Source organism: Robertmurraya korlensis, assembly GCF_023715225.1.
In the GTDB taxonomy this organism is placed as follows: domain Bacteria; phylum Bacillota; class Bacilli; order Bacillales; family Cytobacillaceae; genus Robertmurraya_A.
The window spans coordinates 1-25,202 of the sequence record NZ_JAMBNS010000002.1 but is presented as its reverse complement, the minus strand read 5'-3'; the positions used below and the strand labels follow the sequence as shown (position 1 = coordinate 25,202).

Annotated in this window: 26 protein-coding genes and 1 riboswitch; of the genes, 17 read left to right on the top strand and 9 right to left on the bottom strand. The window is 36.3% G+C overall.

Annotation, left to right across the window (positions count from 1 at the left end):
- Window positions 1-132: 132 nt before the first annotated feature.
- Window positions 133-978: an ABC transporter ATP-binding protein gene (locus M3175_RS04590; protein WP_251515375.1), complete on the bottom strand. Its 846-nt coding sequence runs from the start codon at window positions 976-978 to the stop codon at window positions 133-135.
- Between the two features lie 209 nt (window positions 979-1,187).
- On the opposite strand from M3175_RS04590, the gene M3175_RS04585 reads away from it, so the two are divergent.
- A complete protein-coding gene (locus M3175_RS04585; protein ID WP_251515372.1) occupies window positions 1,188-2,159 on the top strand; it encodes a GNAT family N-acetyltransferase in 972 nt (323 codons plus the stop codon).
- Between the two features lie 134 nt (window positions 2,160-2,293).
- Complete coding sequence (locus tag M3175_RS04580; protein ID WP_251516296.1) at window positions 2,294-2,446, top strand: hypothetical protein; 153 nt, start codon at window positions 2,294-2,296, stop codon at window positions 2,444-2,446.
- A gap of 85 nt (window positions 2,447-2,531) precedes the next feature.
- Here M3175_RS04580 and M3175_RS04575 read toward each other — a convergent pair whose 3' ends face one another.
- On the bottom strand, window positions 2,532-3,287 hold the full coding sequence (locus tag M3175_RS04575; protein WP_251515369.1) for a MerR family transcriptional regulator: 756 nt from the start codon (window positions 3,285-3,287) through the stop codon (window positions 2,532-2,534).
- A gap of 328 nt (window positions 3,288-3,615) precedes the next feature.
- Here M3175_RS04575 and M3175_RS04570 point away from each other — a divergent pair, with 328 nt between their 5' ends.
- From M3175_RS04570 to M3175_RS04560, 3 genes are all read left to right on the top strand, one after another.
- Window positions 3,616-4,758 carry an MFS transporter gene (locus M3175_RS04570; RefSeq protein ID WP_251516242.1) on the top strand — a complete coding sequence of 381 codons (1,143 nt, stop codon included), beginning with the start codon at window positions 3,616-3,618 and terminating at the stop codon, window positions 4,756-4,758.
- Between the two features lie 116 nt (window positions 4,759-4,874).
- Window positions 4,875-5,594 (top strand): DUF421 domain-containing protein, encoded by a 720-nt coding sequence (locus M3175_RS04565; protein ID WP_285852170.1) that lies wholly within the window; start codon window positions 4,875-4,877, stop codon window positions 5,592-5,594.
- A 73-nt stretch (window positions 5,595-5,667) separates the two neighbouring features.
- Complete coding sequence (locus tag M3175_RS04560) at window positions 5,668-6,345, top strand: NAD(P)H-dependent oxidoreductase (protein WP_251515365.1); 678 nt, start codon at window positions 5,668-5,670, stop codon at window positions 6,343-6,345.
- A gap of 51 nt (window positions 6,346-6,396) precedes the next feature.
- On the opposite strand, the gene M3175_RS04555 is transcribed toward M3175_RS04560, so the two are convergent.
- Window positions 6,397-7,470 (bottom strand): DUF5667 domain-containing protein, encoded by a 1,074-nt coding sequence (locus M3175_RS04555; RefSeq protein WP_251515362.1) that lies wholly within the window; start codon window positions 7,468-7,470, stop codon window positions 6,397-6,399.
- 95 nt (window positions 7,471-7,565) lie between these two features.
- A riboswitch (cyclic di-GMP riboswitch) is annotated at window positions 7,566-7,650 on the bottom strand.
- Between the two features lie 162 nt (window positions 7,651-7,812).
- Between M3175_RS04555 and M3175_RS04550 the strand changes: the two genes are divergently transcribed.
- Window positions 7,813-8,337 (top strand): P-loop NTPase family protein, encoded by a 525-nt coding sequence (locus M3175_RS04550; protein ID WP_251515359.1) that lies wholly within the window; start codon window positions 7,813-7,815, stop codon window positions 8,335-8,337.
- Between the two features lie 74 nt (window positions 8,338-8,411).
- On the opposite strand, the gene M3175_RS04545 is transcribed toward M3175_RS04550, so the two are convergent.
- Window positions 8,412-8,738: an ArsR/SmtB family transcription factor gene (locus tag M3175_RS04545; RefSeq protein ID WP_251516234.1), complete on the bottom strand. Its 327-nt coding sequence runs from the start codon at window positions 8,736-8,738 to the stop codon at window positions 8,412-8,414.
- The gene (locus M3175_RS04540) at window positions 8,735-9,151 is read right to left on the bottom strand and encodes an SRPBCC family protein (protein ID WP_251515357.1); all 417 of its coding nucleotides are present in this window, start codon (window positions 9,149-9,151) and stop codon (window positions 8,735-8,737) included. Before M3175_RS04540 ends, M3175_RS04545 begins: the two co-directional genes overlap by 4 nt.
- Window positions 9,152-9,377: 226 nt before the next feature.
- Between M3175_RS04540 and M3175_RS04535 the strand changes: the two genes are divergently transcribed.
- The 4 genes from M3175_RS04535 to M3175_RS04520 all read left to right on the top strand — a co-directional run bounded on the left by M3175_RS04535 (window position 9,378) and on the right by M3175_RS04520 (window position 13,803).
- Window positions 9,378-10,070, top strand: a complete 693-nt coding sequence (locus tag M3175_RS04535; RefSeq protein ID WP_251515355.1) for a response regulator transcription factor — start codon at window positions 9,378-9,380, stop codon at window positions 10,068-10,070.
- A complete protein-coding gene (locus M3175_RS04530; protein ID WP_251515354.1) occupies window positions 10,048-12,276 on the top strand; it encodes a sensor histidine kinase in 2,229 nt (742 codons plus the stop codon). The genes M3175_RS04535 and M3175_RS04530 overlap by 23 nt, the downstream gene beginning before the upstream one ends.
- 142 nt (window positions 12,277-12,418) lie before the next feature.
- Window positions 12,419-12,865: a MarR family winged helix-turn-helix transcriptional regulator gene (locus M3175_RS04525; protein ID WP_251515352.1), complete on the top strand. Its 447-nt coding sequence runs from the start codon at window positions 12,419-12,421 to the stop codon at window positions 12,863-12,865.
- Window positions 12,866-12,939: 74 nt separating this feature from the next.
- The gene (locus tag M3175_RS04520; protein ID WP_251515350.1) at window positions 12,940-13,803 is read left to right on the top strand and encodes a permease; all 864 of its coding nucleotides are present in this window, start codon (window positions 12,940-12,942) and stop codon (window positions 13,801-13,803) included.
- A gap of 236 nt (window positions 13,804-14,039) precedes the next feature.
- On the opposite strand, the gene M3175_RS04515 is transcribed toward M3175_RS04520, so the two are convergent.
- A complete protein-coding gene (locus tag M3175_RS04515) occupies window positions 14,040-14,864 on the bottom strand; it encodes a DUF2935 domain-containing protein (protein WP_251515348.1) in 825 nt (274 codons plus the stop codon).
- A gap of 113 nt (window positions 14,865-14,977) precedes the next feature.
- A complete protein-coding gene (locus tag M3175_RS04510) occupies window positions 14,978-15,442 on the bottom strand; it encodes a hypothetical protein (protein WP_251515345.1) in 465 nt (154 codons plus the stop codon).
- Between the two features lie 152 nt (window positions 15,443-15,594).
- On the opposite strand from M3175_RS04510, the gene M3175_RS25135 reads away from it, so the two are divergent.
- Window positions 15,595-15,684 (top strand): histidine phosphatase family protein, encoded by a 90-nt coding sequence (locus tag M3175_RS25135; protein WP_371321658.1) that lies wholly within the window; start codon window positions 15,595-15,597, stop codon window positions 15,682-15,684.
- 33 nt (window positions 15,685-15,717) lie between these two features.
- On the opposite strand, the gene M3175_RS04505 is transcribed toward M3175_RS25135, so the two are convergent.
- Window positions 15,718-16,101 (bottom strand): GtrA family protein, encoded by a 384-nt coding sequence (locus M3175_RS04505; RefSeq protein WP_251515343.1) that lies wholly within the window; start codon window positions 16,099-16,101, stop codon window positions 15,718-15,720.
- Between the two features lie 460 nt (window positions 16,102-16,561).
- Between M3175_RS04505 and M3175_RS04500 the strand changes: the two genes are divergently transcribed.
- The 3 genes from M3175_RS04500 (at window position 16,562) to M3175_RS24840 (ending at window position 19,788) form a co-directional block, all read left to right on the top strand.
- The gene (locus M3175_RS04500; protein WP_251515341.1) at window positions 16,562-18,490 is read left to right on the top strand and encodes an endonuclease MutS2; all 1,929 of its coding nucleotides are present in this window, start codon (window positions 16,562-16,564) and stop codon (window positions 18,488-18,490) included.
- A 59-nt stretch (window positions 18,491-18,549) separates the two neighbouring features.
- On the top strand, window positions 18,550-19,560 hold the full coding sequence (locus M3175_RS04495; RefSeq protein WP_251515339.1) for a DUF3231 family protein: 1,011 nt from the start codon (window positions 18,550-18,552) through the stop codon (window positions 19,558-19,560).
- A 99-nt stretch (window positions 19,561-19,659) separates the two neighbouring features.
- The gene (locus M3175_RS24840) at window positions 19,660-19,788 is read left to right on the top strand and encodes a hypothetical protein (protein ID WP_285852167.1); all 129 of its coding nucleotides are present in this window, start codon (window positions 19,660-19,662) and stop codon (window positions 19,786-19,788) included.
- Window positions 19,789-19,793: 5 nt separating this feature from the next.
- Here the strand turns inward: M3175_RS24840 and M3175_RS04490 are convergent, their stop codons facing one another.
- Window positions 19,794-20,759, bottom strand: coding sequence for a phosphotransferase enzyme family protein (locus M3175_RS04490; protein ID WP_251515337.1), 966 nt, complete (start codon window positions 20,757-20,759; stop codon window positions 19,794-19,796).
- A gap of 86 nt (window positions 20,760-20,845) precedes the next feature.
- Here M3175_RS04490 and M3175_RS04485 point away from each other — a divergent pair, with 86 nt between their 5' ends.
- From M3175_RS04485 to M3175_RS04475, 3 genes are all read left to right on the top strand, one after another.
- Window positions 20,846-21,517 (top strand): YdcF family protein, encoded by a 672-nt coding sequence (locus tag M3175_RS04485; protein ID WP_251515335.1) that lies wholly within the window; start codon window positions 20,846-20,848, stop codon window positions 21,515-21,517.
- Window positions 21,518-22,129: 612 nt separating this feature from the next.
- Window positions 22,130-22,696: a hypothetical protein gene (locus tag M3175_RS04480; protein ID WP_251515334.1), complete on the top strand. Its 567-nt coding sequence runs from the start codon at window positions 22,130-22,132 to the stop codon at window positions 22,694-22,696.
- A gap of 12 nt (window positions 22,697-22,708) precedes the next feature.
- Window positions 22,709-25,057: a putative bifunctional diguanylate cyclase/phosphodiesterase gene (locus M3175_RS04475; protein WP_251515332.1), complete on the top strand. Its 2,349-nt coding sequence runs from the start codon at window positions 22,709-22,711 to the stop codon at window positions 25,055-25,057.
- Window positions 25,058-25,202 lie beyond the last annotated feature (145 nt).

The window sequence follows — 25,202 nt, the reverse complement described above, 5'->3', positions numbered from 1 at the left end:
ATGTAGCAATCTAGTCACCTCACTTTTTTACATGTCAAAAGAAAGAGAGGAATTCGTTGATGAATTCCTCCACGTAAGTAAACTATTTTTCAAGAAAACTCTTAGTAAAGAACTCTATTTAATAGGCGTACATTAGTAATTCACACTTACAGGAGTAAGAGTAGTATGGATGTGTTGTTCATTTAGTGAATTTCCTTTAAGTAGGTTATAGGTTATACACATTGGTTTATTTGTACGAGGATCTCTTCCAATTTCTGCATCAATTTGAAACACCTCTCGTAACACCTCGCGTTGAATCACTTCTTCGCAAGTCCCAGCTCTTACAATTTCCCCTGCTTTTAAGGCAATTAAATGATCGGCAAAACGAGCGGCCTGATTTAAATCATGTAGAACCATGACAATCGTTCGACCTTCATTTTTGTTTAACTCTTGCAACAGTTCTAGAACCTCAAGTTGATGAGCCATGTCCAAATACGTGGTAGGTTCATCCAGGAAAATAATATCGGTTTCCTGAGCAAGTGCCATGGCAATCCATACCCGTTGCCTTTGTCCACCAGAAAGGGCATCAACTGGTCGGAATTTAAAATCCATTGTTCCTGTTGCTTCAAGAGCCCAATCAATTACTTCAAAATCTCGTTTGGTTAAGCGGCCAAACCCTTTTTGATATGGAAAACGTCCATAGCTGACAAGCTCTCCGACAGTAAGTCCACCAACACTTTCAGGTGACTGAGGGAGTATGGCCATTTTTCTAGCTAATTCTTTTGTATGCTGCTTAGCAATATCCTCTCCATCTAAAAGAACGGTCCCAGCTTGTTGAGCAATTATTCGTGTAATGGCTTTGAGCAAAGTTGATTTTCCACAGCCATTTGAACCAATAATGGTCGTGATTTTATTATCTGGTATATGGATGCTGAGGTTTTTCACTATCGTTCGTTCTCCATAAGCAACGGAAAGTTGGTCAGTATATAAGCGAACCATTGGAAACCTCCTTATGTAATTTATTTAATTGATAATGATTATCAGTATCGGATATATTAAATATAAAACGCATTCCCCCCCCTGTCAATAAAATCTTTCCCCTCTGCGATGACTTTGCGGTGACAGACACCCTTCGTGGACAGAATTGGGGTATTTGTCCGTGTGGAGTGGACACTTGGTGTTAGTTTGACATATAGAGGAATAATTAAATGTATGGCGAAATTCTTATTAGAGATTGTGAACGAAAGGATGTACAAATGGAGAAAGTGAAGAAGCCATATATAATAAGAAATTATGAGGAACAGGATGCAAATCAAATCGCCAACTTTGATTTTATCTCAATGTTAGCTTATCGATACAATGGGGACTATACTTCAGATAATATTTTCTGTGCCGTAAGTGAAGAGGGAGAAGTTCTTGCTTCCTCACATATTGCTCCTGATCAGTCTTGGGGTTTAATTGAAGATACGAACAAGTCTTCGGACTTTGAATTTAAGTTACAGATGGATTTAGCGATAAATGAGAAAACGACTGTTCCGCAAGAAGCAGTGGACGAGTTAATAACTGCAGTTATGATTAGAGCAAAAAAGATCCGAAGCCAATACCCAAATAAAAAAATTACTCTTCGACATACGATTTCTTCTGATGATATAGAGGAGATGGATTTTTATTTATCAAGAGGGTTTATTGCGAAACAGAATCATTTAGTGATGAAAAGAGATTTAACGGAACCCATCCCTCAATTTCCTTTACCAGCCAATATTAAGATCATGAATTGGAAAATGGAGACGCAAGAAGAGCAGGAAATGTATTTGCGTGCAGAAGCTGCTGGAGATCCGAACGGTATTTGTTGGAGCTTGAATCATTTAAGATGGACAAAGTCTGGCGCCGAATGGGATACATTTACAGCATTTGACGGAAATAATGTAGTGGGTAGTGTTATGACATGGGGACTCGGAGAGGAGAGAAGTGCCACTGAAAATATCTTTGTATTGCCTGATTGGAGACGAAAAGGAATAGCAAAGGCTTTAATTACTGAAGCATTAACTTTTTTGAAGGAAAAAGGGAAAACAGAGGCAACATTAGGAGTGTTTGGAGATAATCGAAAGGCGATTTCCCTATACCAATCGCTTGGATATCGCATGTTTTATACCATTATAGAGTTTGGATATGACCTTTAGAATCAGCCTGATTAGGGCTGTTTCTTTTTTTGTTTGGGGTAAAAGCAAGGATGTTCTCTTAGGGAATATTCTCTATTTACTGTGTATTCAAAGAGAATGAGAGCATGTTAATAATGACAAGGGAGGTGTTAAACTTGCCAAGAGGAAAAGAACTAGAACAATTACCAATGGCAAATACATTACCTGGTGCTGGAAAAGACACTAGTAAAATGAATCGAGCAACATTAACAGGAATGACAGAAGGCGATATGCCGAAACCGGCTCAAGTGTCAAAAAAGTATAAGTAAGAAAACAAAAGCCAAATCTTTTCAGTCAGATTTGGTTTTTTCAGGGTCATGCAATGAAAAAAGGAGGAGCAAATCGCTCCTCCTTTTATTTCGTATAGATGGCTATCGCATCACGTAAAAACTCGGCTGTTCCAGGTTGATCTTTATCATAGTAGGCAGTGAATCTCTCATCATCAACGTACATCTGGGCCAAACCAGCATGTGCCTCTTTGCTGTACGTTGGCCAAAAATAACAAATCCATTGTTTATGAAGCTCGGCTGCTTGTTGTGCAAGTGGACCTGCGGGATCACCACTTGTAACAGCTTGAGACAAAACGTCTCTTATTTGTTTCTCTAAAGCCGTCACCTTTTGGTAGTCTTCCTCAGACAGGTTCATAAGCTTGGCATTGGATTGTTCTACGGTTTCTTTTCCATACTTTTCACGAATCTCTTTTCCGTATTTCTTTTCATTTTCAGCAAGTAAGTTTTGTTTAAATCCTTCAAATTTCTCTTTATTTGACATGGTTATTCTCCCTTCAGATTCTGCAATGGTCTTTTCCACATTACAAATTAACGTTTCTATTTGTTGCCGTTTTTCTATTAGCTTTAAACGATGTTCTCTTAGTACTGCCTCAGCGTCAAACGTAGGGGAGGAGAGTATTTCTTTAATCGTATCCAAGCTAACGCCAAGCTCTTTATAAAAAAGAATCTGCTGAAGACGATTCACCTCTGATTGCCCATAAATTCGATAGCCATTCGAATTCACCCTGCTTGGCTGAAGAAGACCAATTTGGTCGTAATACCTTAGTGTTCTCGTACTAACTCCTGCCAATTGTCCGAGCTTTTGAACCGTGTACTCCAATTGTTTCACCTCCTGATAAGCTCACTATAAACCTTTACGTAACGTTAATGTAAATAGGTAGAATGAAAAATATAAAAAAGCATTTAGAAGAAATAGGGATTGTAAATAGCGTACCTTTTCCTTTTATCAATAATTGTATGAATACGGTAAGTACCGTTTAAAATAAAAACTATAAGAACCAACATGTAATAATTGTGCTTGTTTTTTTTTATAACGAGGACTATAGTTATTTAGTAATGACAGATGTCAAGACAAGAGGAGGGTTACATAGTTGGAAAATAAAACAATTTCACAGAAGAAATTACTCGGCATTGCTGGTCTTGGTTGGATGTTTGATGCAATGGATGTCGGGATGCTTTCTTTCATTATTGCAGCTCTAAATGCGGATTGGGGATTAACGCCTGAACAAATGGGTTGGATTGGAAGTGTGAATTCGATAGGAATGGCTGTTGGTGCTCTCCTATTTGGTATTTGGGCTGATCGAATTGGAAGAAAGAATATTTTTATTATTACACTTCTATTATTCTCATTAGCGAGTGGAGCTTCAGCCTTTACAACCACTTTAGCAGCTTTTCTCGTTTTGCGATTCTTTGTAGGAATGGGGTTGGGTGGAGAATTACCTGTTGCCTCAACACTTGTATCTGAAAGTGTACCTGCTAAAGATCGTGGACGTGTCGTTGTTCTGCTTGAAAGCTTTTGGGCATTTGGATGGCTTTTATCTGCACTTATTTCGTATTTTGTTATACCATCCTACGGTTGGAAAATTGCCTTGATTATAAGCGCAATTCCAGCGCTTTATGCACTTTATTTACGACTAAAATTACCGGATTCACCCGCATTCTCAAAAAAGAAAGTAGAAAAAAGAACCGTGCTTCAAAATATTCAAGACGTATGGTCAAAAGATCATTCACGTTCAACCTTGGTATTATGGGTTGTATGGTTCACCGTTGTATTCTCTTATTACGGTATGTTTTTATGGTTACCGAGTGTGATGGTGATGAAGGGCTTCAGCATGATCAAGAGCTTTGAATATGTGCTAATCATGACGTTAGCCCAATTACCAGGTTATTATACAGCTGCGTGGCTAATTGAAAAACTAGGTCGTAAATTTGTATTAGTTACATATTTATTAGGAACAGCAGCTTCGGCACTAGTATTCGGAAATGCTGAAACGACTGCCGTCTTAATGACAGCGGGGATTCTATTATCGTTCTTTAATCTTGGTGCATGGGGAGCACTATATGCATACACTCCAGAACAGTATCCAGCTGTGATTCGTGGGACAGGCTCTGGGATGGCCGCTTCGATCGGTCGTGTGGGTGGAATCCTTGGTCCATTATTAGTAGGATCACTAGTTGCTGCAGGCTATTCTATTGGCTTTATTTTTACGATATTCTGTATTAGTATCGTAGTGGGCGTGGTAGTATTAGCGTTCTTAGGCAGAGAGACAAAGCAAATTGAATTAACTTAAATCTTACATAAAACCTGATTCTATATTAAATGGAATCAGGTTTTTTCTTATTGGATTAAATAGTAGTACTTGTGAATGGTTACGCTAAAAGGGAGCTTTATTCCAGAAAGAGGTAGATGAATGTGGAGATACTAAAGGACATTTTATTGGTTTATGGTAGAATCTTTATTATTATGCCCCTTTTATTAATGGCCACATTGTTCATGGGGAAGAGATCAATCGGAGAACTTCCTGTTTTTGATTTTTTAGTAATCATTACGCTTGGAGCTATTGTCGGAGCGGATATTGCCGACCCAACAATCAAGCAAATCCCTACTGCGGCAGCGGTAATTGCACTTGCAATCCTACAAAAGATTGTGACAGCCACAGTGATTAAATATCGGAGAATAGGGAAGGCACTTACTTTTGAACCCACAATTGTTATAAAAAATGGAGAGCTAATTGTAAGTAACTTAAAAAAAATCAACTACTCCATCGATAATATTTTACAGATGCTAAGGGAGAAGGAAGTATTTGATTTATCCATTGTTCAACTCGGAATCATTGAAGCGAATGGTCGACTCTCATTATTTAAGTATGCTAAAGAGGCACCAGTTGTCAAAAAGGATCTAGGCCTTACTGAAGTAGACCATCAAATTAGTTTACCTGTTATTATTGAGGGCAAAATTGATACAACGACTCTTGAACATTTGAATAAAGATGAGACATGGCTAAAAGAGGAACTCTCAAAAAAGAAAATTAAATTAAGTGACGTATTCTTCGCATCCATTAATGAGAATTTTGTACTACACATTTCTCTTCAAAATCAAGAGAAGCCAAACTACATCAACCATTAGAAGCATTTTACTTCCCATCATGTTAGGATTATACTATGATCAATATATCACAAACTTTTAGGAGACGATACATATGACAGATCATTCGAAAAAAAGAGAGGAAGTTCTAGATGCATTTCGTTTTAGACATGCGACAAAATCCTTCGATGCTTCCAAAAAAATCAGCGATGAGGACTTTCAGTATATACTTGAAGCTGGGAGATTATCACCAAGTTCTGTTGGGTATGAGCCTTGGAAATTTGTAGTTGTTCAGAATGCCACCTTAAGAGAAAAACTAAGGGAAGTGTCATGGGGAGCACAAGGACAGCTTCCAACAGCAAGTCATTTTGTTGTGATTTTGGCAAGAACCATTAAAGATACAAAGTATGATTCGGACTATGTTAGACATCAAATGCTAGAAGTGAAAAAATTTCCTGAAGAGCTTTTTGGGAAAATTTTAGAAAGGTATAAGAGCTTTCAAGAAGACGATCTTCACTTATTGGATAATGATCGAACGATGTTGGACTGGGCTGGAAAGCAAACGTATATTGCTTTAGCAAATATGATGACAGCAGCGGCTTTAATTGGAATTGATTCCTGTCCGATTGAAGGATTTAGTTTTGATCAAGTACAGAAAATTCTGGAAGAGGAAAATTTACTTGAGGATGGACATTTGGCTGTTTCTGTCATGGTAGCGTTTGGATATAGAGAGAAAGAACCTCGACCAAAAATTAGAAAAGACATGAATGATGTCGTTCAGTGGATTGATTAGGATGTATGTGAAAGGGGAAAGAACGAATGTAGTTCTTTCCCCTTGGATTTATTAGTTATTTTTGTTTTCATTTACTTTTTGCGTCTGCTGATTTTTTCCTTCTGTATTTTTCTTTACTGTGTCAGCTTCTCTTTGTTCCTCTTTTACTTTAGCTTCCTCAGCCTTTTTTTGCTCAGCAGTTAGTCGTACTTGTGCCGTTTGTTTCTTGGCATCCTCGGTTTTTAATGCTGCTTGTTCAGCTAATGTTTTTGTTACTACGGCCTTTGGTGCGCTTGCATTTGTTGTTTTTAATTGTATTTCGGATACTTTCGGTTGAGCAGACAGTGTAGTCGTTATAACTTCAGCCTTGTTTGATTCGGTATCAATAGGGACTGATATTTCTTCTTCTTCCTCTACCGTACTGCTTATTTTTTCTTCGTCAGTTGAGAGATTTTTGTATGCAATTTTATCCTTGATATCGGACGGGTGAAGTCCAAGTTCTTTTGCTAGCTCTCCAAACCCCTTATCATCCCTTGTATAGATACTACTGATTTCATCTATTGTTTTACCTGAGGCCTCAGATAATATATACATATGAGCAATCTGTCCAAATCCAAAACCCTGATTTCTCAACACAGAAACAGATTCTTCATCAATATTTCTAACTACCGCTGGCAATTGCTTAATACTTGCTTGTTGACTTTCAATTTCTTCTAATACCTCTTCAGTTAAAACTTTTTGTATATCCTCATTAATGAGAGTGACCTCTTCGGTTGACGTTTCAAAATCTGATAATGTTTCTTCATTAATTCTATCTTTGATAAGTAACTTTGCTATTTGTTCTTCAGCTAAAGCTAGTTTTTCTACGTAATTTTTCATAAGAATATCAATGAATTCATGTTTACCCTCTTCTGTCATAGCTTGTGCTTCAGCCAGTCTTTCGTTTGCAAGTTCCAGAAGAATTTCCGTTTCTTTTTTGGAATTAGTAGTAAGATAAAGCTGGAAGTCTTCTAGTAGTTGATCTACTGAGTATAGAAGCTGGTCAGGTGTTACTCCTGGACTCGAAGAATTTAATTCTGATGCTGAGACAGTTGAGCCGAAGGCAAAGACAACTGAAATAACGAAAGGTAAAATTAATTTTTTCATATAATAACTCTCCTCAACAAGTATTGAACCAAAACCCGGCAGAGAAGGAAAATGATACACATGAACAAATAGTTCTTTTATCCTGGTTAACAATCTTCGGTAACTGGCAAGCATAGTCTATGGACCTTAGCTCCTGTAGCTTTGCGCCCTTATATTTCTATAAGTTTGCCTTTTTCGGATTCGATTCTTAATCCAATAGTACCATTCATTTTATTTCTTGATAATAGGAATATAGTATCATAACGCTTGAAAGCTCATAGAAAATTCAGGAATCATGATGTGGAAATATTCATGTTGTGAGAAAATAGAAAAATATGACAAGGTCAGGGGGCGAGGATAAGAATGAATCGAGTTATGGTGATTGGGGTATCGGCTGGTGTTGGCAAATCGACGTTTGCTAGGAAGCTTGGACAGATGTTACATATCCCCGTGTATCATCTAGATACCTACTTCTGGAAAGCAGGTTGGATTGAGGCATCAAATGAAGAATTTTCTGAAGCTCAAAGAACGCTTGTGGAGAAAGAAAAGTGGATCATTGAAGGGAATTACTCAAAAACAATTCAAATCAGAGAATCAAGCTGTGATACAGTTATTTATTTAGAACTTCCGTTACGTACTTGTCTTTACCGTGTAGTGAAGAGATTCCTCACGAACATCGGTAACACGAGACCTGATATGACGATCGGTTGTACAGAAAAACTGGATTGGAAATTTATCAAATTTATTATTTCCACCTATTTTGCGAGAAAGGAAAAGATGAAAGAGAAACTAAAACAGTATGAGTCAATGGGAAAAAAAGTAATTGTACTTAAAACGAAGGAAGAGATTGATTCTTTTATCATTAAATTAGGTCCTAGTAGTAAATAGATCATTGCATAAAGAGTGTTGCAATAAAAGATCTCTAATACATTAAAAGAGTACCGACAAAGGTACTCTTTACCTTATTTTTCCTGTTCTTCAATAAGAAATTTAAGCATTGAAAGCTTATTATCCCAGAATTGATCAAAATAGCTTAACCAGTCTTTGATTTCTGCAAAGGTTTCTGGGTGGAGCTTGTAGATTTTTTCTCGTCCAGCCTTTGTCATACCGACAAGATTGGACTCAGATAATATTCGGAGATGTTTAGATACCGCTGTTCGAGTGATTGGAAATTGGTCACTGATCGCAGTTACCGATAAATCTTGCTTGGCTAGAAGCATTAAGATTTTTCTTCTTGTTGGGTCAGCAATTGCCTGAAACACATCGTGTTTTTGGACAGCGGACATTATGCCTCAACAACCCCACGCAGTTTCACATCAACAAGAGGTCCCCATCCGCCATCCATTCGATCGCGAATAACTTGATGCGTTTCATTAGCCAATGGAATAACTTCCTCTGTGTCTCCCCAGCCAGAATGAACAAGGGTAAACTCTGTCTTCTCGTCCAGCTCTTTTAACTCAAATGTTACCACCCATCCATCTGTCCCCCAAGAAAATACGAGGCGGTGTGGCGGATCTAGCTCTAACACTTTGCATGGACTCGGACCAAACGGAGACTGAATCGTAAACTCACTACCAACTTCTTGTTGAAAGTCATTTGGCATAAACCATGAAGAAATTCCCTCTGCAGTTGCTACTGCATTCCATACTTTTTGGATCGGTGCTTGAAACACTGTTGTTTTTCGGATATCCTGAACCTTCATTTTTTCCCATCCTTTTAAAATGATATGTAACCAAAAGGTTTCCTGTTGTGATTATACGAAACCTTTTGGTTACGTGTCAACTATCTTCTTTTAATTCCCCTTATTATTTCCAAATCGATTAAAATAAAGAAAGAGTTAAGAAATTCTTAAGATTTTTAATGGTTGAATGTTAAGATTTACCGTTTACTATAAAAAGAGAAGAAAGCTGCTAGAAAGTAGGGGGAGAATGAATTCATACAATGTACTTGTGGTAGACGATGAAAAAGAAATACGTGATGCTATAGAAATTTATTTGAAGAATGAAGGGGTAATAGTTATTAAAGCTTGTGATGGGAGGGAAGCACTACAAATTTTGAAAAAACAAGAAATTCACCTCATTATTTTAGATATTATGATGCCCAATTTGGACGGAATCTCTGCCACATACAGAATACGAGAAATAAAAAATATACCCATCATCATGTTAAGCGCGAAAAGTGAGGATACAGATAAAATATTAGGCTTACAGGTGGGAGCAGACGATTACGTGACAAAACCATTTAATCCCATGGAGCTTGTTGCTCGAGTGAAATCGCAACTTAGAAGGTACGTAACACTAGGTACGTTTGAAGGTGTGAAGAAAAACATTGATTTACATGGGTTAATGCTGGATCAAGATGCAAAGGAAGTAACCGTTCATGGTGAAAAAGTAAAACTTACACCAATTGAATATAAAATTGTAGAGTTGCTCATGATTCATGCAGGAAGAGTATTCTCAATCCATGAAATCTATGAGCTCGTCTGGAAGGAGCCTGGATATAACGCTGAAAACACGGTGGCTGTACATATTAGGAAAATTAGGGAGAAGATTGAAATCGATCCGAAAAATCCAAGATTTTTGAAGGTGGTGTGGGGTATTGGGTACAAGATGGAAAAATAGAACCATTCTTATTATTTGCTTCGCTCTATTTAGTTATGGAGTTAGTGGGTTACTCACATTAATTGTTCATGGCAACAATTATGTATACAAAGATTATTATCACTCTCCGGAATTCCAAGGAGCTTTTGATGAGTTTGCGAGTTATCTAGGTTTATTCGACCTTTACTCTATTCCGATTGAGGAAGCAAAGAAAGCACTCACGGTATCAGGTGAGGAAATTGAGGAACACAAGTATCGATATGGAAGTCTTTCCGAACAAATCGACAATATTAATGCCCAATACGAAGAAAGAATTCAAGTGGCAAAAGAGGCGGAGGAAAAAGATGCACTTCAAAATTTCACCGCGGAAAGAGATGCAAAAATAGCCGATATTACGAAAAACTTTGAAAGTGATCAACACGTAAAAGAAAAAATAATAAAGGAAAAAGAGCAGAAGATAGAAGAGCTTTATAAAGAATTAGAGAAGCAACGTCCTTATTTTGAGGAGTATAAACGCTCGTTTTCCTATTCCTTAACAAGTTCAGATAATATAAAAGTATTTGAAAATGTTAATTGGGATGAAATGGATAATACTGATTTTCTTTATGTTACAAACCTTACTGTCACGAGAGATTATGCTGTTCACTATGGTGTATATGATTATCAGTATACAGAGTTGCTAGATTCTATTACTCCAACTACAGTTGCGATGTATGAAGGGAAAATTGGACTTGCGAAGTCTTTGCCTGCATCAAACAAATATATTTTGGCTGCTGAAAATTTTAAGCAAAAACGTCTTATATTTTTTATTAATATCGGTTTAAGCGGCTTAGCACTTCTGCTATCGTTATTAATCGGAAAAAAGTCAAGGGGCATACGTGAGGAACTCAAGAGAATTCAGCCATTTTATAGTAGGCTACCGATAGATGTTAGAGTCTTATTCTTTCTTATTGCCATAATAGCTGCTTTCGCGAATCTATTTATCATAATAGATGGATATCAAAATGCAGTAAATGGCAGTTACTACGATTCCATTGAAACGGTTTTGTGCATAGTCATTGGCGCAATCCTTTGGGGACTCGCTTTTATTCAAGCACGTTTCATAGCTGGGGAATTGGATAGTTGGGAATCGGTGAAAACAGAGGGGAAAAAGTCATTTTTATATAAAGGGTATGTGATTCTTAAAAGAGTATATCAAGACACCGCTGGAAATCTTAAAGAAGCCTTTCATGACCGTAGTACTGCAACTCAAATTTTGCTGATCTTGTTTACTCTATTTGGACTCGGGTTCGCGGTCATTATCATTACAATACATCCTGCGTTTTTTCTAGTTTATCTGATCCTGTTAGCTGTCGTGGGATATCCAATCATTATGAGCATTACAAATAAAATTGCCTACTTTAATTCGATTGTAGAGACAACCAATGAATTAGCAGCGGGAAGGTTAGGGGCAGATTTAAAAACTTCAGGCAAATCAGCATTATCGGACCTTGCAAGCAATATCAATCAGTTAAAGCATGGGGTACAAACCTCTCAAAACGAACAAGCCAAAAGCGAGAGGTTAAAGACAGAACTCATTACAAATGTTAGTCATGATTTGCGCACACCTTTAACCTCCATCATAAATTACACGGAACTATTAAAGAACACCGAGGTATCTTTGGAGGAACGAAGATCATATGTTGACATTATCGATCAAAAATCAAAACGGTTGAAAGTGTTGATTGATGATTTGTTTGAGGTTTCTAAAATGGCAAGTGGGAACATGGATTTACAAAAGGAAGAGGTAGACATCATTCAACTTCTTCAGCAAGCATTAGCCGAATACGATACAGAAATTAGAGAATCTACTATACAATTTCGAATCACAAATCCGCCTACACCAGTACTTGCTTTTGTGGATGGTCAAAAGCTGTGGAGGGTATTTGACAACTTGATCGGAAATATTCTTAAATACTCAATACAGCATTCACGTGCATATATAACCGTGAATGCTAAGGGGTATGAAGCAATCATTACTTTCAAAAATGTATCAAAATATGAACTAAGTGAAAATAGTGATGAACTTTTTGAGCGTTTTAAGCGTGGTGATACGTCACGTCATACAGAAGGGTCAGGTCTTGGATTGGCGATCGCCCAATCGATTATTGATCTTCATGGGGGAAGGCTCTCGATTGAAGTGGACGGAGACTTATTTAAAGTAACTATTTCTCTGCCTAGAGAATAAACAATAAATAGATAACAACAGGAAAGTTTTTGAGTGGCCAAATAACCATGTGCGAACTTCTTTTTAAGAAGTTCCACTTTTAAAAAATAAATAGTTGCATCTTGCAAATAATATGATATAAATAATGTATGAGGTGAAAATATTGGAAAACTTACGTGATTTATTCCAGGTGTTAACGAGACGATTTGGTATGTTAAATAAAAACTGCTGCTTAGTAGGAGGAATGGAAATTTCACTCGTCCAAAGTCATATCATCCACGAAATTGACAAGCAAAACAATCCGAGTGTTCAGCAAGTAGCTGACTCATTAGGGATCGATGTGACAACATTTAGTCGACAGATACAGACCTTAACAAAGATGGGATTAGTAAAAAAACAACAGTTACTTGAGGACAAAAGAGTATATGTATTATCCCTAACAACAGAAGGTAAATTTGTCTCAACCTCAATTGATACGGAGATGAATCAATACTTGCAAGAAGTATTTTCTCATATGAATGAATTTGAAAAAGACACAGTAATTCGATCCATTAAATTGTTAAATATCGTCATGTCTAAATCCTCGGTATGTTGTAAGCCATACATATAAGCAGGTAACCTATCTTGCTTATATTTTTTAATAAAATATATTTGCATTTTGCAAATAAAATGAGGTGAAGATTTGTGGAAGAATTAGTAAAGAGTTTTTTAAGTATTGCACTAGAATTAACCGTCTTATTTATAGGGATTTCCTTCTTAATTAATGTCTTACAAGGCTATATCCCTTATGAAAAAATGGAAAAAATGATGGAGCGCAGTCACCCGCTAGTTAGTGCATTGATTGCCCTTGTGTTTGCCTTCGTCACTCCTTTTTGCTCTTGCTCGACCATTCCGGTTGTGGTGAATTTATTAAATAAAAAGGTGCGCTTTGCTACGGTCATGATCTTTTTATTTGCATCTCCCGTTTTAGATCCAACAATTTTGACGTTAATGACAGCTACACTCGGTTGGAAGGTAGCAATTGTATATACATTGTTAACAAGCATTTTATCAGTAGCGATTGGTTTCAGCCTAGAAAAACTAGGTTTTGAGAATCAGGTGAAAAATGTCATTATGACTGGATTTAAAGATCCGAATAAAAAACTAGACTGGAAAGGTGCGTTATTAGAAACCCTTCAGCTCATGAAGACGGTTTATCCATTCTTGCTAATTGGTGCTGCTATTGGGGCAGTAATACATGGGCTTGTACCAACTGAATGGATCACTACTTATATGGGGTCTGACGACTGGTGGTTAGTACCGATCGCTGCAATCATTGGAATTCCCTTATATATTCGACTTTCAACTATGATTCCTATTTCACAAGTCATGATATTGAAGGGGATGGCACTTGGCCCGGTCATGGCGTTAATGATTAGCTCGGCAGGTGCAAGCTTGCCAGAATTGACCCTACTGAATAGCATTTTTCGAAAAAAGCTTGTTGCAGCCTTTATCGCATCCGTCATGTTGATGTCCACTTTATCTGGTTTTTTATTTTATTTAATATAGGAGGAAAGAAAAGATGAATGTATTAAAAAGCTTATTTGGAAAAAAGGATCAAACTTGCTGCGAGGTAAAAATTGTTGAGAAAGTTGAAGTGGAATCATGTTGTAAAGATGAAGAGGAAAAAAGTGAATGAGAAAAAATAAAAATACAAAATCAAACTATTGAATGTATCCGAATTAGTAAGAGAGTAAAAAGTAAAAGACAGCTCCTTTCAAGTAGTTGAATAGGAGCTGTCTTTATTACAACCGAAAGGATGGTTTTGATAGTGAGCAAGTAGGATAAGTAATATCAGGAACATAGTAGGACAGTTTTTTTAAGAAATAACACGCTTCAGGAAAATGATGTTCAAGAAATCGTAATGTGGACTGATTTAATACTTCCTCATCTTTGTATAGTTTAACCATTTTTTCTACTAAACTGGTGAATCCGATAACCGCGATCACAACATCTCTTGCAAATTGAAGTTGTATCGGAAAGCCTTCTGGTGTAAATCGTAAGTATCCTTTAATAGCTTCGTTTTTTACAATGAACGACTGGAATATTTGCATGTATTCTCTTGTTTGAGTAACGAGTGCCATTTCAACCCCATCAAGTGCACGAGCGAGTAAGGCCGCATGCCCCGCTTGATCTTCAAGCCATAAATCCATTAAATCGACAAGTGGAAGGATAGGAGGGGTTTGTCCGTTTACATAATATCCTAGCATTCGTAAATACTCGTGGTTTTCACCTAGTGTTCCATTTAAATAGGTTGGAGTCAAATTCAAGTTCACTTTATTTTCAATGCGTAGGCGCTGAAGATGGCCCTCAAAATGAAAATATCCATTGGCAATCGGATAGATTTCTCTTGCAAATGAGATCATTTCAGAGGATGAAACGGATGCTGCCGGTGGGAGGCTAGGTAGTTTCGAAAGCAAGCCACGAAACAATTGGATATATTGCTTGGCCGTATTTACATACTCGACTTCACTAGGAGATAAAAAATCGTGAATAAAATGGGCGTGATCTTCTAATACTTCAAGCCAAAAAGCGTGTTCTTCAAAAACCGAAATGGGTTCATAGCTCATGTTCATACCCCCTACAAAAATAAAACTCAAGTATTACAGTTTATGAGTGATGGGAATCGGTAAGAACGATTAATTACCAAATGGAAAAAACCGGGGAATCACCCGGGTTGGAATTATCTATTAGATGTTACAAATTTTTCGTATATGACTTGAAAACCGTACATTGCCATTGTCTTAAGTAAGAAAATAATGGACAGTTGAAGTCTATTTAATCGAACAAGAGTAACATATCCCATTTTTCGAAACCCCCGCATCATTCCATAAGTAAATAATGAATCAACGAGGAGATTAACAATAAAGTACAATTTGAATTTTCCGAAAGTGTATTTTAGTATCCAAATGGAACCAACGAAAAATGGTCCGAAAATGAGTGGGAATTCATTAAGTACATTTGGTTTGATATTAGATGGAAACCACCACCATTTTCTTTTTTCTGCAATCATTCCTTCGATAAGGAGATAGAGTGAGATAAAACTGGCACCCGGAAGAAACCTTTTTATTGTCTTTCCACCAATTAAAGGGAATGACAACCAAGGTAATATAATAAGAAGTGCTATATACAAATTAAATTTCTTCAACGCTATCAGCATCCTTCTTCACTTATAATAATTTAGTGTGGCACAAAAAATGGAAACGTATGTGTTTCATTTAGAAAAATAGGAAAAAATAATATAAAAAAAATGGTATAGTAAAACAAGAAACAAAGGTTTATGAAGGGAGAGTTCTTGATATGAGAAAAATATATCTAACACGGCATGGAGAAACTGAATGGAATAAATCTGGCAGACTACAAGGATGGTGCGATTCTAATAATAAATAAACGATTTCCTCACAAAAAGGAAATCGTTTTTTATTATTTAAAAGTCCAGTAATGATTCAAGAAAAAGTTTACAAGTGGAATCGTCAATGTGGTAGCGATTTCTCCAATTAAATAATGAAAGGAAAATACCTGGACGAATGTATACATGATGGTAAAATTCAATGTAAATCCTATAGAGGCTACAATGAAGAAACGCAGTAATTTCTGATTTGAAAACTCACCGCCAAAAGTAAACCTCATATTAAGAAAGAAAGAAAAAAGAGTCATGATAACAAAAGCAATAATTGAAGAGATTAAAGGCTCCTTATCTACCAGTTCTACCAAAATAAACATTGAAAGAAAATAGATACAAGTGCAGATGCAGCCAACCAAGCTATACATCATAAATTTTTGAACAATAGGTTTCCTAACAAGCATATAGGCATCCTTTCTAAATGACTGTTAGTTCTTTTATATCATGTACATTCCGTAATGAAAATATTTTTTCAATAAACATTAACTATTTACATGGTAATTGGATATACTATACAATGGAAATGTAACCCAACCCATTATATTTTGATAAGGGAGTATGTTTTATGTTAGGTGTCGTTCTTAACTAATCCAATCAATTGGATACGAGCATTCCGGCTAGTTTTCTAAACTTGAAAATTTCAAGGGTTAGGAAGCTTATTTATCTATGCCTGCGAATGTAGTTAAGAACAATGGTCAAAAACAAGCATACTATCCTTAGCCGAGAAAGTAGCTGTGTTCCACTGTGTAACAGCTTTTTATTTTGGTTAAATAGTCTGAACAGAATGCTTTTTAACAAGGATTCTGTTTTCTTGCCGCGTTGACTCGTTCAACGCGGCTATTTTTATTTTTAGGAGGAAAAAAGTTGAACAATCATACGTTTGAAACATTGCAATTTGAAGTGATTAAAGAGGAAATTTCTCATTATGCGCTAACCAGCCAAGGAAAAGAAAAGGTGTTACAACTTACACCGTCCTTTCATTTAAAACAAATCCAATCATGGATCGAGGAAGTAACTGAAGCAGTAACGATTATGAAAAAGAGCTCAAGTGTACCCGTTCATGGACTTGAAGGAATTGATACATTACTAAATAGTATCAACAAAGGGGTTGCTCTTCGTGCTGATACATTAATGAAACTTCATGATTTTTTAGATTGCTGTGGGAAAATGAGGCGCTTTATGAAAGAAAAGGAGTTTATGGCCCCTCGAGTCACAAGCTATATTTACTCCATTGATGAATTGCCTGGATTGGCGGAAGAAATTAATCGCTGTATCCGAAACGGAGTAGTAGACGATTACGCAAGCAAGGAATTACTTAAAGTTAGAAAGCAATTGGCAATACAAGAAGAGCGATTAAAAGAAAAACTTCAACAAATCGTACGATCATCCAAACTAAAAACCTTTTTGCAGGAAAGTGTTATCAGTCAAAGAGATGGAAGATACGTGATACCAGTGAAAAAGGAATATCGTCAAAAAGTAAAAGGGGCGGTTCTAGATACTTCTGCTTCAGGATCTACCTTATTTATTGAACCTGAAGAGATTACTACGTACCAAGATCAACTTACTTGGATAAGGATGGATGAAGAAGCAGAAACACAAAAGATTTTAATGTATCTTACCGGGTTAGTCGAAGAAAAAGAACATCAAATCCGGTTGGCAGTGGAAACAATGGTTCACTATGATTTTTTATTTGCCAAGGCAAAGTTTAGCCGAGCAATCGATGGGCGAAGTGTATCCATAAATGAATCACACTATATTGAATTAATTGAAGCAAGACATCCTTTATTAGGTAAGAAGGTGGTCCCATTAAATTTTAAGCTAGGTTCACCTGAACATGCGCTAGTTATTACTGGACCTAATACCGGAGGGAAAACTGTTGTTATAAAAACGGTCGGGCTTTTAACATTAATGGCCCAAGCAGGTTTACACTTACCGGTTGCAGAAGGTAGTTCAGTAAGTATTTTTCAAAATATCTTAGTGGATATTGGCGATGGCCAGAGTATTTTAGAAAACCTGAGTACCTTTAGTTCGCGCATTGTAAACATTATTGACATTTTAAAAGAGGCCAATGATCGAACGTTAGTATTATTGGATGAGTTAGGTTCAGGAACTGATCCAGCTGAAGGAATGGGGCTTGCAACAGCCATCTTGGAGCAACTATATAAAAAGGGAGCGACATTATTAGCTACCACTCATTACAGTGAAATTAAAGAGTTTGCCGATCACCAGGAAGGATTCATTAACGGATCGATGGAATTTGATATAGACACGCTCCGTCCAACGTATCGTTTGATTATAGGCAAGGGAGGAGAAAGTCAAGCATTTGCGATTGCGTTAAAGCTAGGCATTCACCCGAAAATCATTGAGCGAGCTCATCAAATAACCTATAAAGAAGAAAAGGTGTATCCAGAGCCGCATGTATTACTTCAAGAAAAAAGGGAACTCGAAAAACAAATCATTATCAATAAATATAAATCGAGAGAAAAAGGAGTAAAGATATCATCACCCCCTGTTTCGAAATTTAATCAAGGAGATAATGTCATAGTTTCTCCAGAAAATGTGTTTGGTATCGTGTACAAAGGTCCAGACGAGAAAGGGAACTATATTGTACAAATAAAAGGAGAAAAGGAATCTTATAACCATAAACGTTTAACGCTTCATATTGAGGCGAGTGAGTTGTATCCTCCGGATTATGATTTCGATATAATATTTGAAACAAAAGAAAACCGAAAGTTAGATAAAATGTTAACAAAGAGGCATATAGAGGGCCTGAGCATTAAACGGGAAACGTAAACATGATAATTCCTGATTTGGTTACAATACAGAGAAAGAGAGTCAGGAAAGGAGAAATCATGGAACATACCTATCACGATGTAAAATTAACTGCTCCCGAGGTAGGAAGCTTGTGGATGCAGTATTTAAGTGACAGTTTGTCCAAATGTGTTCTTCGCCATTTTATTTATCATGTAAAGGACGAAGCAATTGCAAATGTGCTGCGTTATGCCCTTAATTTATCTGAAACTCATCTCGAGAAAATCATTGAGTTTTTCACAAAAGAAGAGCTTCCGATTCCAGTTGGTTTTACAGACGAAGATGTTAATGTGGAAGCGCCACCTTTATTCACGGATACGTTTATGATTGTGTACATTCATACGATGTCCATCCATGGCTTGACAAGATATTCTGGTGCGATAGGAACGTGCGTCCGTGGAGATGTTAGGAAGTATTTTATTCAATGCAGTAATGAAACTACAGAATTATATGATCAAGCAACAGAAGTGGTGTTGCACAAGGGAATCCTCAGTAAACCGCCAACCATGACAAACAAGCATACAGTGGATTATGTGACAAAACAAAGCTTTTTGACAGGATGGTTTGGAGATCGCCGTCCAATTAATTCAATTGAAATCGGTGGCACGTATATAAATATGCATAAGAACGTGGTAAAAGTCGTACTAGAAATGGGCTTCAGGCAGGTAACTCAGTTAAAAGAAATCGAGCACTTTATGACGCGAGGGGAAAAACTGTGCAAGAAACATATGGATATTTTATCTACAATGTTAACTGACGATAATTTGCATGCGCCAAAATCATATGAACAAGAAGTCACTGATACCACTGTTGCACCATTTTCTGAAAAACTAATGATGTATCATATAACAACACTTCTCTCTGCAACTATTGGGTATTATGGGGAAGCATTGTCGATGTGTCAAAGAAGAGATTTGTCTGGAAGCTATGTAAAGATGATCACAGAAATAGGGTTATTAGCTGAAGATGGTGCGCAATTACTCATTGACTATGGATGGCTAGAACAACCACCTGGAGCTCCAGACAGAAATAAATTAAAAAACGTAAAGTAGATGGAGTTGCTGTAATAGCAGCTCTTTTCTTTTTGGAAGGAAAAAGGGACCATTTGTCGAACTATCTATATAGATGTAACCTGTGCTGAATCAGCTGCTATGCATTTGACAGCTATCAACGTATGGGAAGCGTTGTTTGAACGTCTTGGAATTGATCCAACAAACAAAAAGGATCAATTGGAAAATTTACAAATAAAAGATGTTAATTATATTTTTGCTTTTTTATAAGACCTTTATATATTTGGAATGTATGTTTCTCCATTAAGAATTCTGTTACGTAACATTTTTAACGTATAGCTTTGCCAGTCTTGTAAAGCATGTAATGACCACTTTTTCATAAATAGGGCATAAAGAAAAAACTCTCTCCAGCGCACAAATAGAGGTATTAGTTTTATTGTATCATGTGAAAGTGTGTATGATTTTTTATAACCTTGGATAAAAGTATCCAGGAAAGCGATTGAAAAAGATGAATCTAATTTGGCAATTTCCGTAGCTTGCCAGTATGCGTGATACAGTGCCACCGAAATGTCCTGTGCGTACCAACCATACATACAATCATCAAAGTCGATAACACCTATCCCTTGTGGCTGAATGATGATATTTCCTTGGTGAAAATCATTATGTATAAGACCAAATACTTCTGGGTCGGTAGGTAGCTTACTAATTTCATGAACAATTTCTTGTAATCTATCATTCTTATCTTCATTTTCGTTACGTGCAAAATAGTTAATGGTTTCCATGACGGTTGAACTAGCTTCCCACTGATTAGGTCTGTAAAGTAGCTTATTAGGTGTTGTCCGGTGAATACAGCCAAGTACGGCACCCCATTCTTTAAATAGCTGTGTATTCCATATTATTTTATTCGTAACATCAAGAGGTTCTCCCATTACTTCATGAAAAGCTACTAAGTAGTAAGGGGTATCTTCTATAAAAATCTTTTCAATTAAATTTCCAAGATGTGATGGGAGAGCAGTGGGAACATGAAGGCTAGCTTTAGATAATGTAAATAACCAGTCTATTTCGGCTTTTAACATGTCCATCGTACGACGACCGGAAGCAGCAACTCGAACAAATATAGTTCTAGATGGATGAGTGCACTTAATCACTATATTTTGGAAGCCGTCAGAAATCCAATGATACTCAGTGTTCTCGTTACCGTAGTAGGTTTTTATTTTCTCTATAATTAAATGTCTAGTCATGTGGAATCTCCCTTAAGGTTTGTCACTATAATACCATGAACAAAGCTGTTGTTTTAAAATTTATTATTAGATTAGGAGTTAATTAGGTGAGCTTTGGTATACTTTTTATCATTGGAAATGTTTTAGCTATTGTCATTATTAGTTGGTTGAAAAAATATAAACAACCTTCTCGCTCTTTTGTTATGGCTAGGAAAGTAATTGTTTCTGGTTATATTCTATTTCTTATTTCCTTTTTTATTGTGGAGGGACTAATTTTAAGAGAGGCCTATTTAAAGGATAAATATAATAAGGAAGAAATAGATTTTGTTATTATACTTGGAGCTGGTTTACGAGGAGAGGAGCCTTCAAAAACTTTGCAAGGAAGATTGGATGCGGGCTTGAGTTTTTTGTTAGATAACCGAGATATTCCAGTCATTGTTTCCGGTGGTCAAGGTCCTGGAGAGGCAATTACAGAAGCTGAGGCAATGGGAACATTTTTGGTGGAGAATGGGGTTGAAAAGGGAAGAGTGTATTATGAGAGTCGATCCACTGACACGAACGAAAACCTGAAGTTTTCTAGTGAGATGATGACTGAACTTGGTGTAGAAAAACCGAAGATTCTTATCATTACAAGTGATTATCACGTGTTTCGCTCAAAGCTTTTAGCAGAGGAATATGGTTTAACTCCCTTTGGGCTTGGTGGAGATTCCCCATTCTTTGTGAAACTAAATTATTATATTCGTGAGTATTTTGGTGTGGTAAAGGATTTCGTTTTGTGAGTTGCACTTGATTTTTAAATGAAATTGGATGACTGTCCTGTACCAATCTTTTCATTCCTAAATACAATATTATGTGTATTAGTTTGAAGGGAGGAGTGACAGAATGTCTTTGTTTATGGAGAAGTTTAACAAAAGGTATAAAGAAGCTGCTAAAGTAGAAAAAACAAAGGATAAAAAGAAAAAAAAGAAGGGTAAAAAAAAGAAATAGGCAATTTAAATCCAATTAAATTTAAGTATCAAACAAAAATCAATCACCAGGTTTAAAATACATGAAACTTGGTAATTGATTTTTTTTGTCTATTTTCCGAATTTGATGAAAAGTAAAGGGATTCCTGAGTTAAATGCAGAATAATATAAATGTTCCGAATAAAACATAATTTAAAGGAGATTCCTTTGTTTAAGCTATAAATCTAACTTGTTATCCTGAAAAATGTTATTCTGATAAAATATTACAAGTGGTAGCTAATTCTATAAGTAATAATAAATGTGATAATCTCAACTTTTCTACTTCCTCATGATACTATTGTAGTAGTATAATGTAGGATAAAAGTAATTCGATTGTCATTGCAACAGTTCTGAACTACACAATTATTCGAACTAGTGGAGGATAAGATGTATATAAAAGTTGAGTCATTGGCAGAACTTAATACATTTAATGAAATCTGGATGGAGTGTTGGCTCGAGAAGGGCTATATGCTAGATCCGACCTTTGATCAGACCGATCGATTTATTATTCTTGATCAAGAGGGTAAAGAAATTGGTACAATTGAGTTCAAATCCTACTTCCCAACGTTGCAAAATTACATTAACACAGTTTTCCCGTTTCACGAGATTAAGATGTTAGAAACAAATCCTATGAAGGTCATTGAAATAGATAAGGTATCTATTTTAAAGGAATATAGAGGGAAAAATCTTGAAAGATTATTATCCCTGTTTGTTCATTACACAGAATTCTACCAAATGAACTATTGCGTGGTTCTTTTGGAGAGAGTATTCTATAGAGCATTAAGAAATGTATACAAAATACCTATCGTGCCTGTTGCAGATCAAATGTATTACAAAGGAGATTACGTGATACCTGCAATTATTCACTCCCGTGAAGTGTACTCAAAGAAGGAAGACTATCCATGGATCATTCATTCTAATCAAGGGTTCGAAAGGAAACCGATTTATACTTAAAAGGAGAAAATAATGTTCGCCTTGAAAAACAAAAAGTTTGCTTATCTTTTTATTGCTTTTTTTATCCTTACGAACTTCTTATGGAATTATTTCTTCCAGCATAAGCAAGCTTTTTTGGACTGGGGTGGAGTTACATTCCAAACCATTGCCTGCTTAACATCCTTTGGTTGGCTTTTAGCAACATATAAAAATGACGACGGCATGGCTAAAAAGTTTTGGTTATATTTAGGATTAGGAATCTTAAGTTATATAATAGGGATTCTTATTTGGGTGTTTTACGAGTTTATCTTAGGTGTTCATGGAGACACTCTTCTGCTACCAAAAATCTTTTGGATTGGACAGAACGGGTTTTATTTTGTTGCCCTTTTATACATGATGAACGTTGTAAAAAGTAAGTTACTTACCATTCGATTTTCCTTTGACATGTTGATCATTATGGCTGTTGCAGCTACATTTAATTGGGTGTTTATTATCGCACCCTTATTAAAAATGGAGGGTAATCCATTTCACCTTGTAGAACTTATGTACCCGATATTAGATCTTGGGGTTTTAGGAGGGGTTATCAGTCTTTTTATTGCTTCGAATTCCGTTTTTAATAAAAAGACCCTCTACCTATTAGTAGTAGGTTTATTAGTACAAATCACGGCTGATACCATTTTTTCCTTTCTAACCGTAAAAAATTTATACACGGTTGGAAGTATATCAGAGCCATTATGGATCCTATCATTATTTATTCTTGCATTGGCTGGACTTTATCATGAAACTCCATCCCATGTGAAAGGCGAGAAAGGATACGAAACTGAAAGCAGGAACAAATTCTTCATTAAGCATAGCTTACCTTATGTGGGAGTTTTGTTGTTATCATTGTATGTAATATCTCAAATTTACCATATTGCTCCGGTTGTTGTTGGATTGTTTTTAACAATATTATTAGTGGTTTTAAGGCAATTATTTACGTTACTAGAAAATGATAAATTGGTTTCTAAGTTGAATGATTTAAATGAACAACTTGAGGTAAAGGTAAAAGAAAGAACGGACCGTTTAGTTGAAACGATTAATCAAATGGAGTATTTAGCTTATCATGATGTAGTGACGGGCTTACCAAATAGAAGATTTATTGAAAAAAGGCTTTCAAGAGCGATCAGTAACCATAATGTAAGGAGTAAGAAGAAGATTGCTTTCTTATTACTAGATTTAGATCGCTTTAAACATATCAATGATAGTCTTGGACATTCGTACGGGGATTTATTATTAAAAGAGGTTGGAGATAGATTAAGTGCGAGTCTTAAACCAAATGAGCTAGTTTGTCGTATCGGTGGAGACGAATATGGAATATTACTCGAAAATACGAACGAATTACAAATTGAGAAGACTGCGGAAAATATTCTTACTGTTCTCCGTAAAACTTACGATATTAAAGAGGAAGAACTCTATGTAACACCTAGTATAGGAGTGGCGATTTTCCCAGAACATGGTGACGATTTTGAGTCCCTACTAATGAAGGCTGACACAGCTATGTATAAAGTAAAGGAAGCTGGCAAAAATCACTACAAAATATATCATGTTGAAATGGACATAGAGCCTCAAGTAACTATGGAGAACGCTTTACGTAAAGGGATTGAACGGAATGAACTGGAGTTGTACTTCCAGCCTCAGGTATCTCTTGAAAATAATCATATTGTAGGGGTAGAGGCGTTGTTGCGCTGGATTAGGCCTGATCAGGGGATGGTTCCTCCATGCGAGTTTATCCCTCTAGCTGAGGAAACTGGACTTATTCTTCCTTTAGGTGAATGGGTATTGAAAGAAGCTTGTTTGCAATCTGTGAAATGGGAACAAAAAGGTTTTTTACCGATTCGAATTGCTGTCAATATTTCAGCTATCCAGTTTCAGCAAAACAACTTTATTGAAAAGGTAACCGAGACTTTATTTGAAACTAAAGCGAATCCCGAGAATATTGAACTAGAAATTACAGAAAGTGTGGCTATGGGTTCAATAGAAGAAACACTTTCCAAACTGAATTCTTTAAAGGAAATGGGCTTCCATATGGCTATGGATGATTTTGGTACAGGTTATTCTTCCTTGCAATACCTGAATCAGTATCCAATTGACCATTTGAAAATTGATCGATCTTTTATTTCTTCATTGAATACAAGTGAAAAAAATGTTGAAATTGTTAAATTAATTGTTTTGATGGCTAAAGGATTAAATTACAAGGTGATTGCAGAGGGAGTAGAAGACGAATGTCAAAAGCTATTCTTACAATCCATTGAATGCGACGAATACCAAGGGTATCTATACAGTCCTCCATTAAACAAGCTAGATACAGAAGTACTTTTGCAACAGCAACTTACCAATAAATAAAAAAGTGGAGCATTTCATTGAACTATACCCCGAATAACGGACACTATTAAAAAAGGTGCCCCTTATTCGGGGTTTTTTATGTCTTAAGAAAAAATCCCGTTTATAATGAATTCATACGAAAACGGGGGATTTATCATGGCCAAGA

Bases quoted from the DNA above. Each gene is read 5' to 3' on its own strand.
- M3175_RS25135 (WP_371321658.1), top strand. From the start codon at position 15,595: ATGAGAAAAATATATCTAACACGGCATGGAGAAACTGAATGGAATAAA.
- M3175_RS04480 (WP_251515334.1), top strand. From the start codon at position 22,130: ATGTATATAAAAGTTGAGTCATTGGCAGAACTTAATACATTTAATGAA.
- M3175_RS04550 (WP_251515359.1), top strand. From the start codon at position 7,813: ATGAATCGAGTTATGGTGATTGGGGTATCGGCTGGTGTTGGCAAATCG.
- M3175_RS04565 (WP_285852170.1), top strand. From the start codon at position 4,875: ATGAATGTGGAGATACTAAAGGACATTTTATTGGTTTATGGTAGAATC.
- M3175_RS04490 (WP_251515337.1), bottom strand. From the start codon at position 20,759: ATGACTAGACATTTAATTATAGAGAAAATAAAAACCTACTACGGTAAC.
- M3175_RS04585 (WP_251515372.1), top strand. From the start codon at position 1,188: ATGTATGGCGAAATTCTTATTAGAGATTGTGAACGAAAGGATGTACAA.
- M3175_RS04555 (WP_251515362.1), bottom strand. From the start codon at position 7,470: ATGAAAAAATTAATTTTACCTTTCGTTATTTCAGTTGTCTTTGCCTTC.
- M3175_RS04475 (WP_251515332.1), top strand. From the start codon at position 22,709: ATGTTCGCCTTGAAAAACAAAAAGTTTGCTTATCTTTTTATTGCTTTT.
- M3175_RS04540 (WP_251515357.1), bottom strand. From the start codon at position 9,151: ATGAAGGTTCAGGATATCCGAAAAACAACAGTGTTTCAAGCACCGATC.
- M3175_RS04570 (WP_251516242.1), top strand. From the start codon at position 3,616: ATGTTTGATGCAATGGATGTCGGGATGCTTTCTTTCATTATTGCAGCT.
- M3175_RS04505 (WP_251515343.1), bottom strand. From the start codon at position 16,101: ATGCTTGTTAGGAAACCTATTGTTCAAAAATTTATGATGTATAGCTTG.
- M3175_RS04535 (WP_251515355.1), top strand. From the start codon at position 9,378: ATGAATTCATACAATGTACTTGTGGTAGACGATGAAAAAGAAATACGT.
- M3175_RS04495 (WP_251515339.1), top strand. From the start codon at position 18,550: ATGGAACATACCTATCACGATGTAAAATTAACTGCTCCCGAGGTAGGA.
- M3175_RS24840 (WP_285852167.1), top strand. From the start codon at position 19,660: ATGCATTTGACAGCTATCAACGTATGGGAAGCGTTGTTTGAACGTCTT.
- M3175_RS04515 (WP_251515348.1), bottom strand. From the start codon at position 14,864: ATGAGCTATGAACCCATTTCGGTTTTTGAAGAACACGCTTTTTGGCTT.
- M3175_RS04560 (WP_251515365.1), top strand. From the start codon at position 5,668: ATGACAGATCATTCGAAAAAAAGAGAGGAAGTTCTAGATGCATTTCGT.
- M3175_RS04590 (WP_251515375.1), bottom strand. From the start codon at position 978: ATGGTTCGCTTATATACTGACCAACTTTCCGTTGCTTATGGAGAACGA.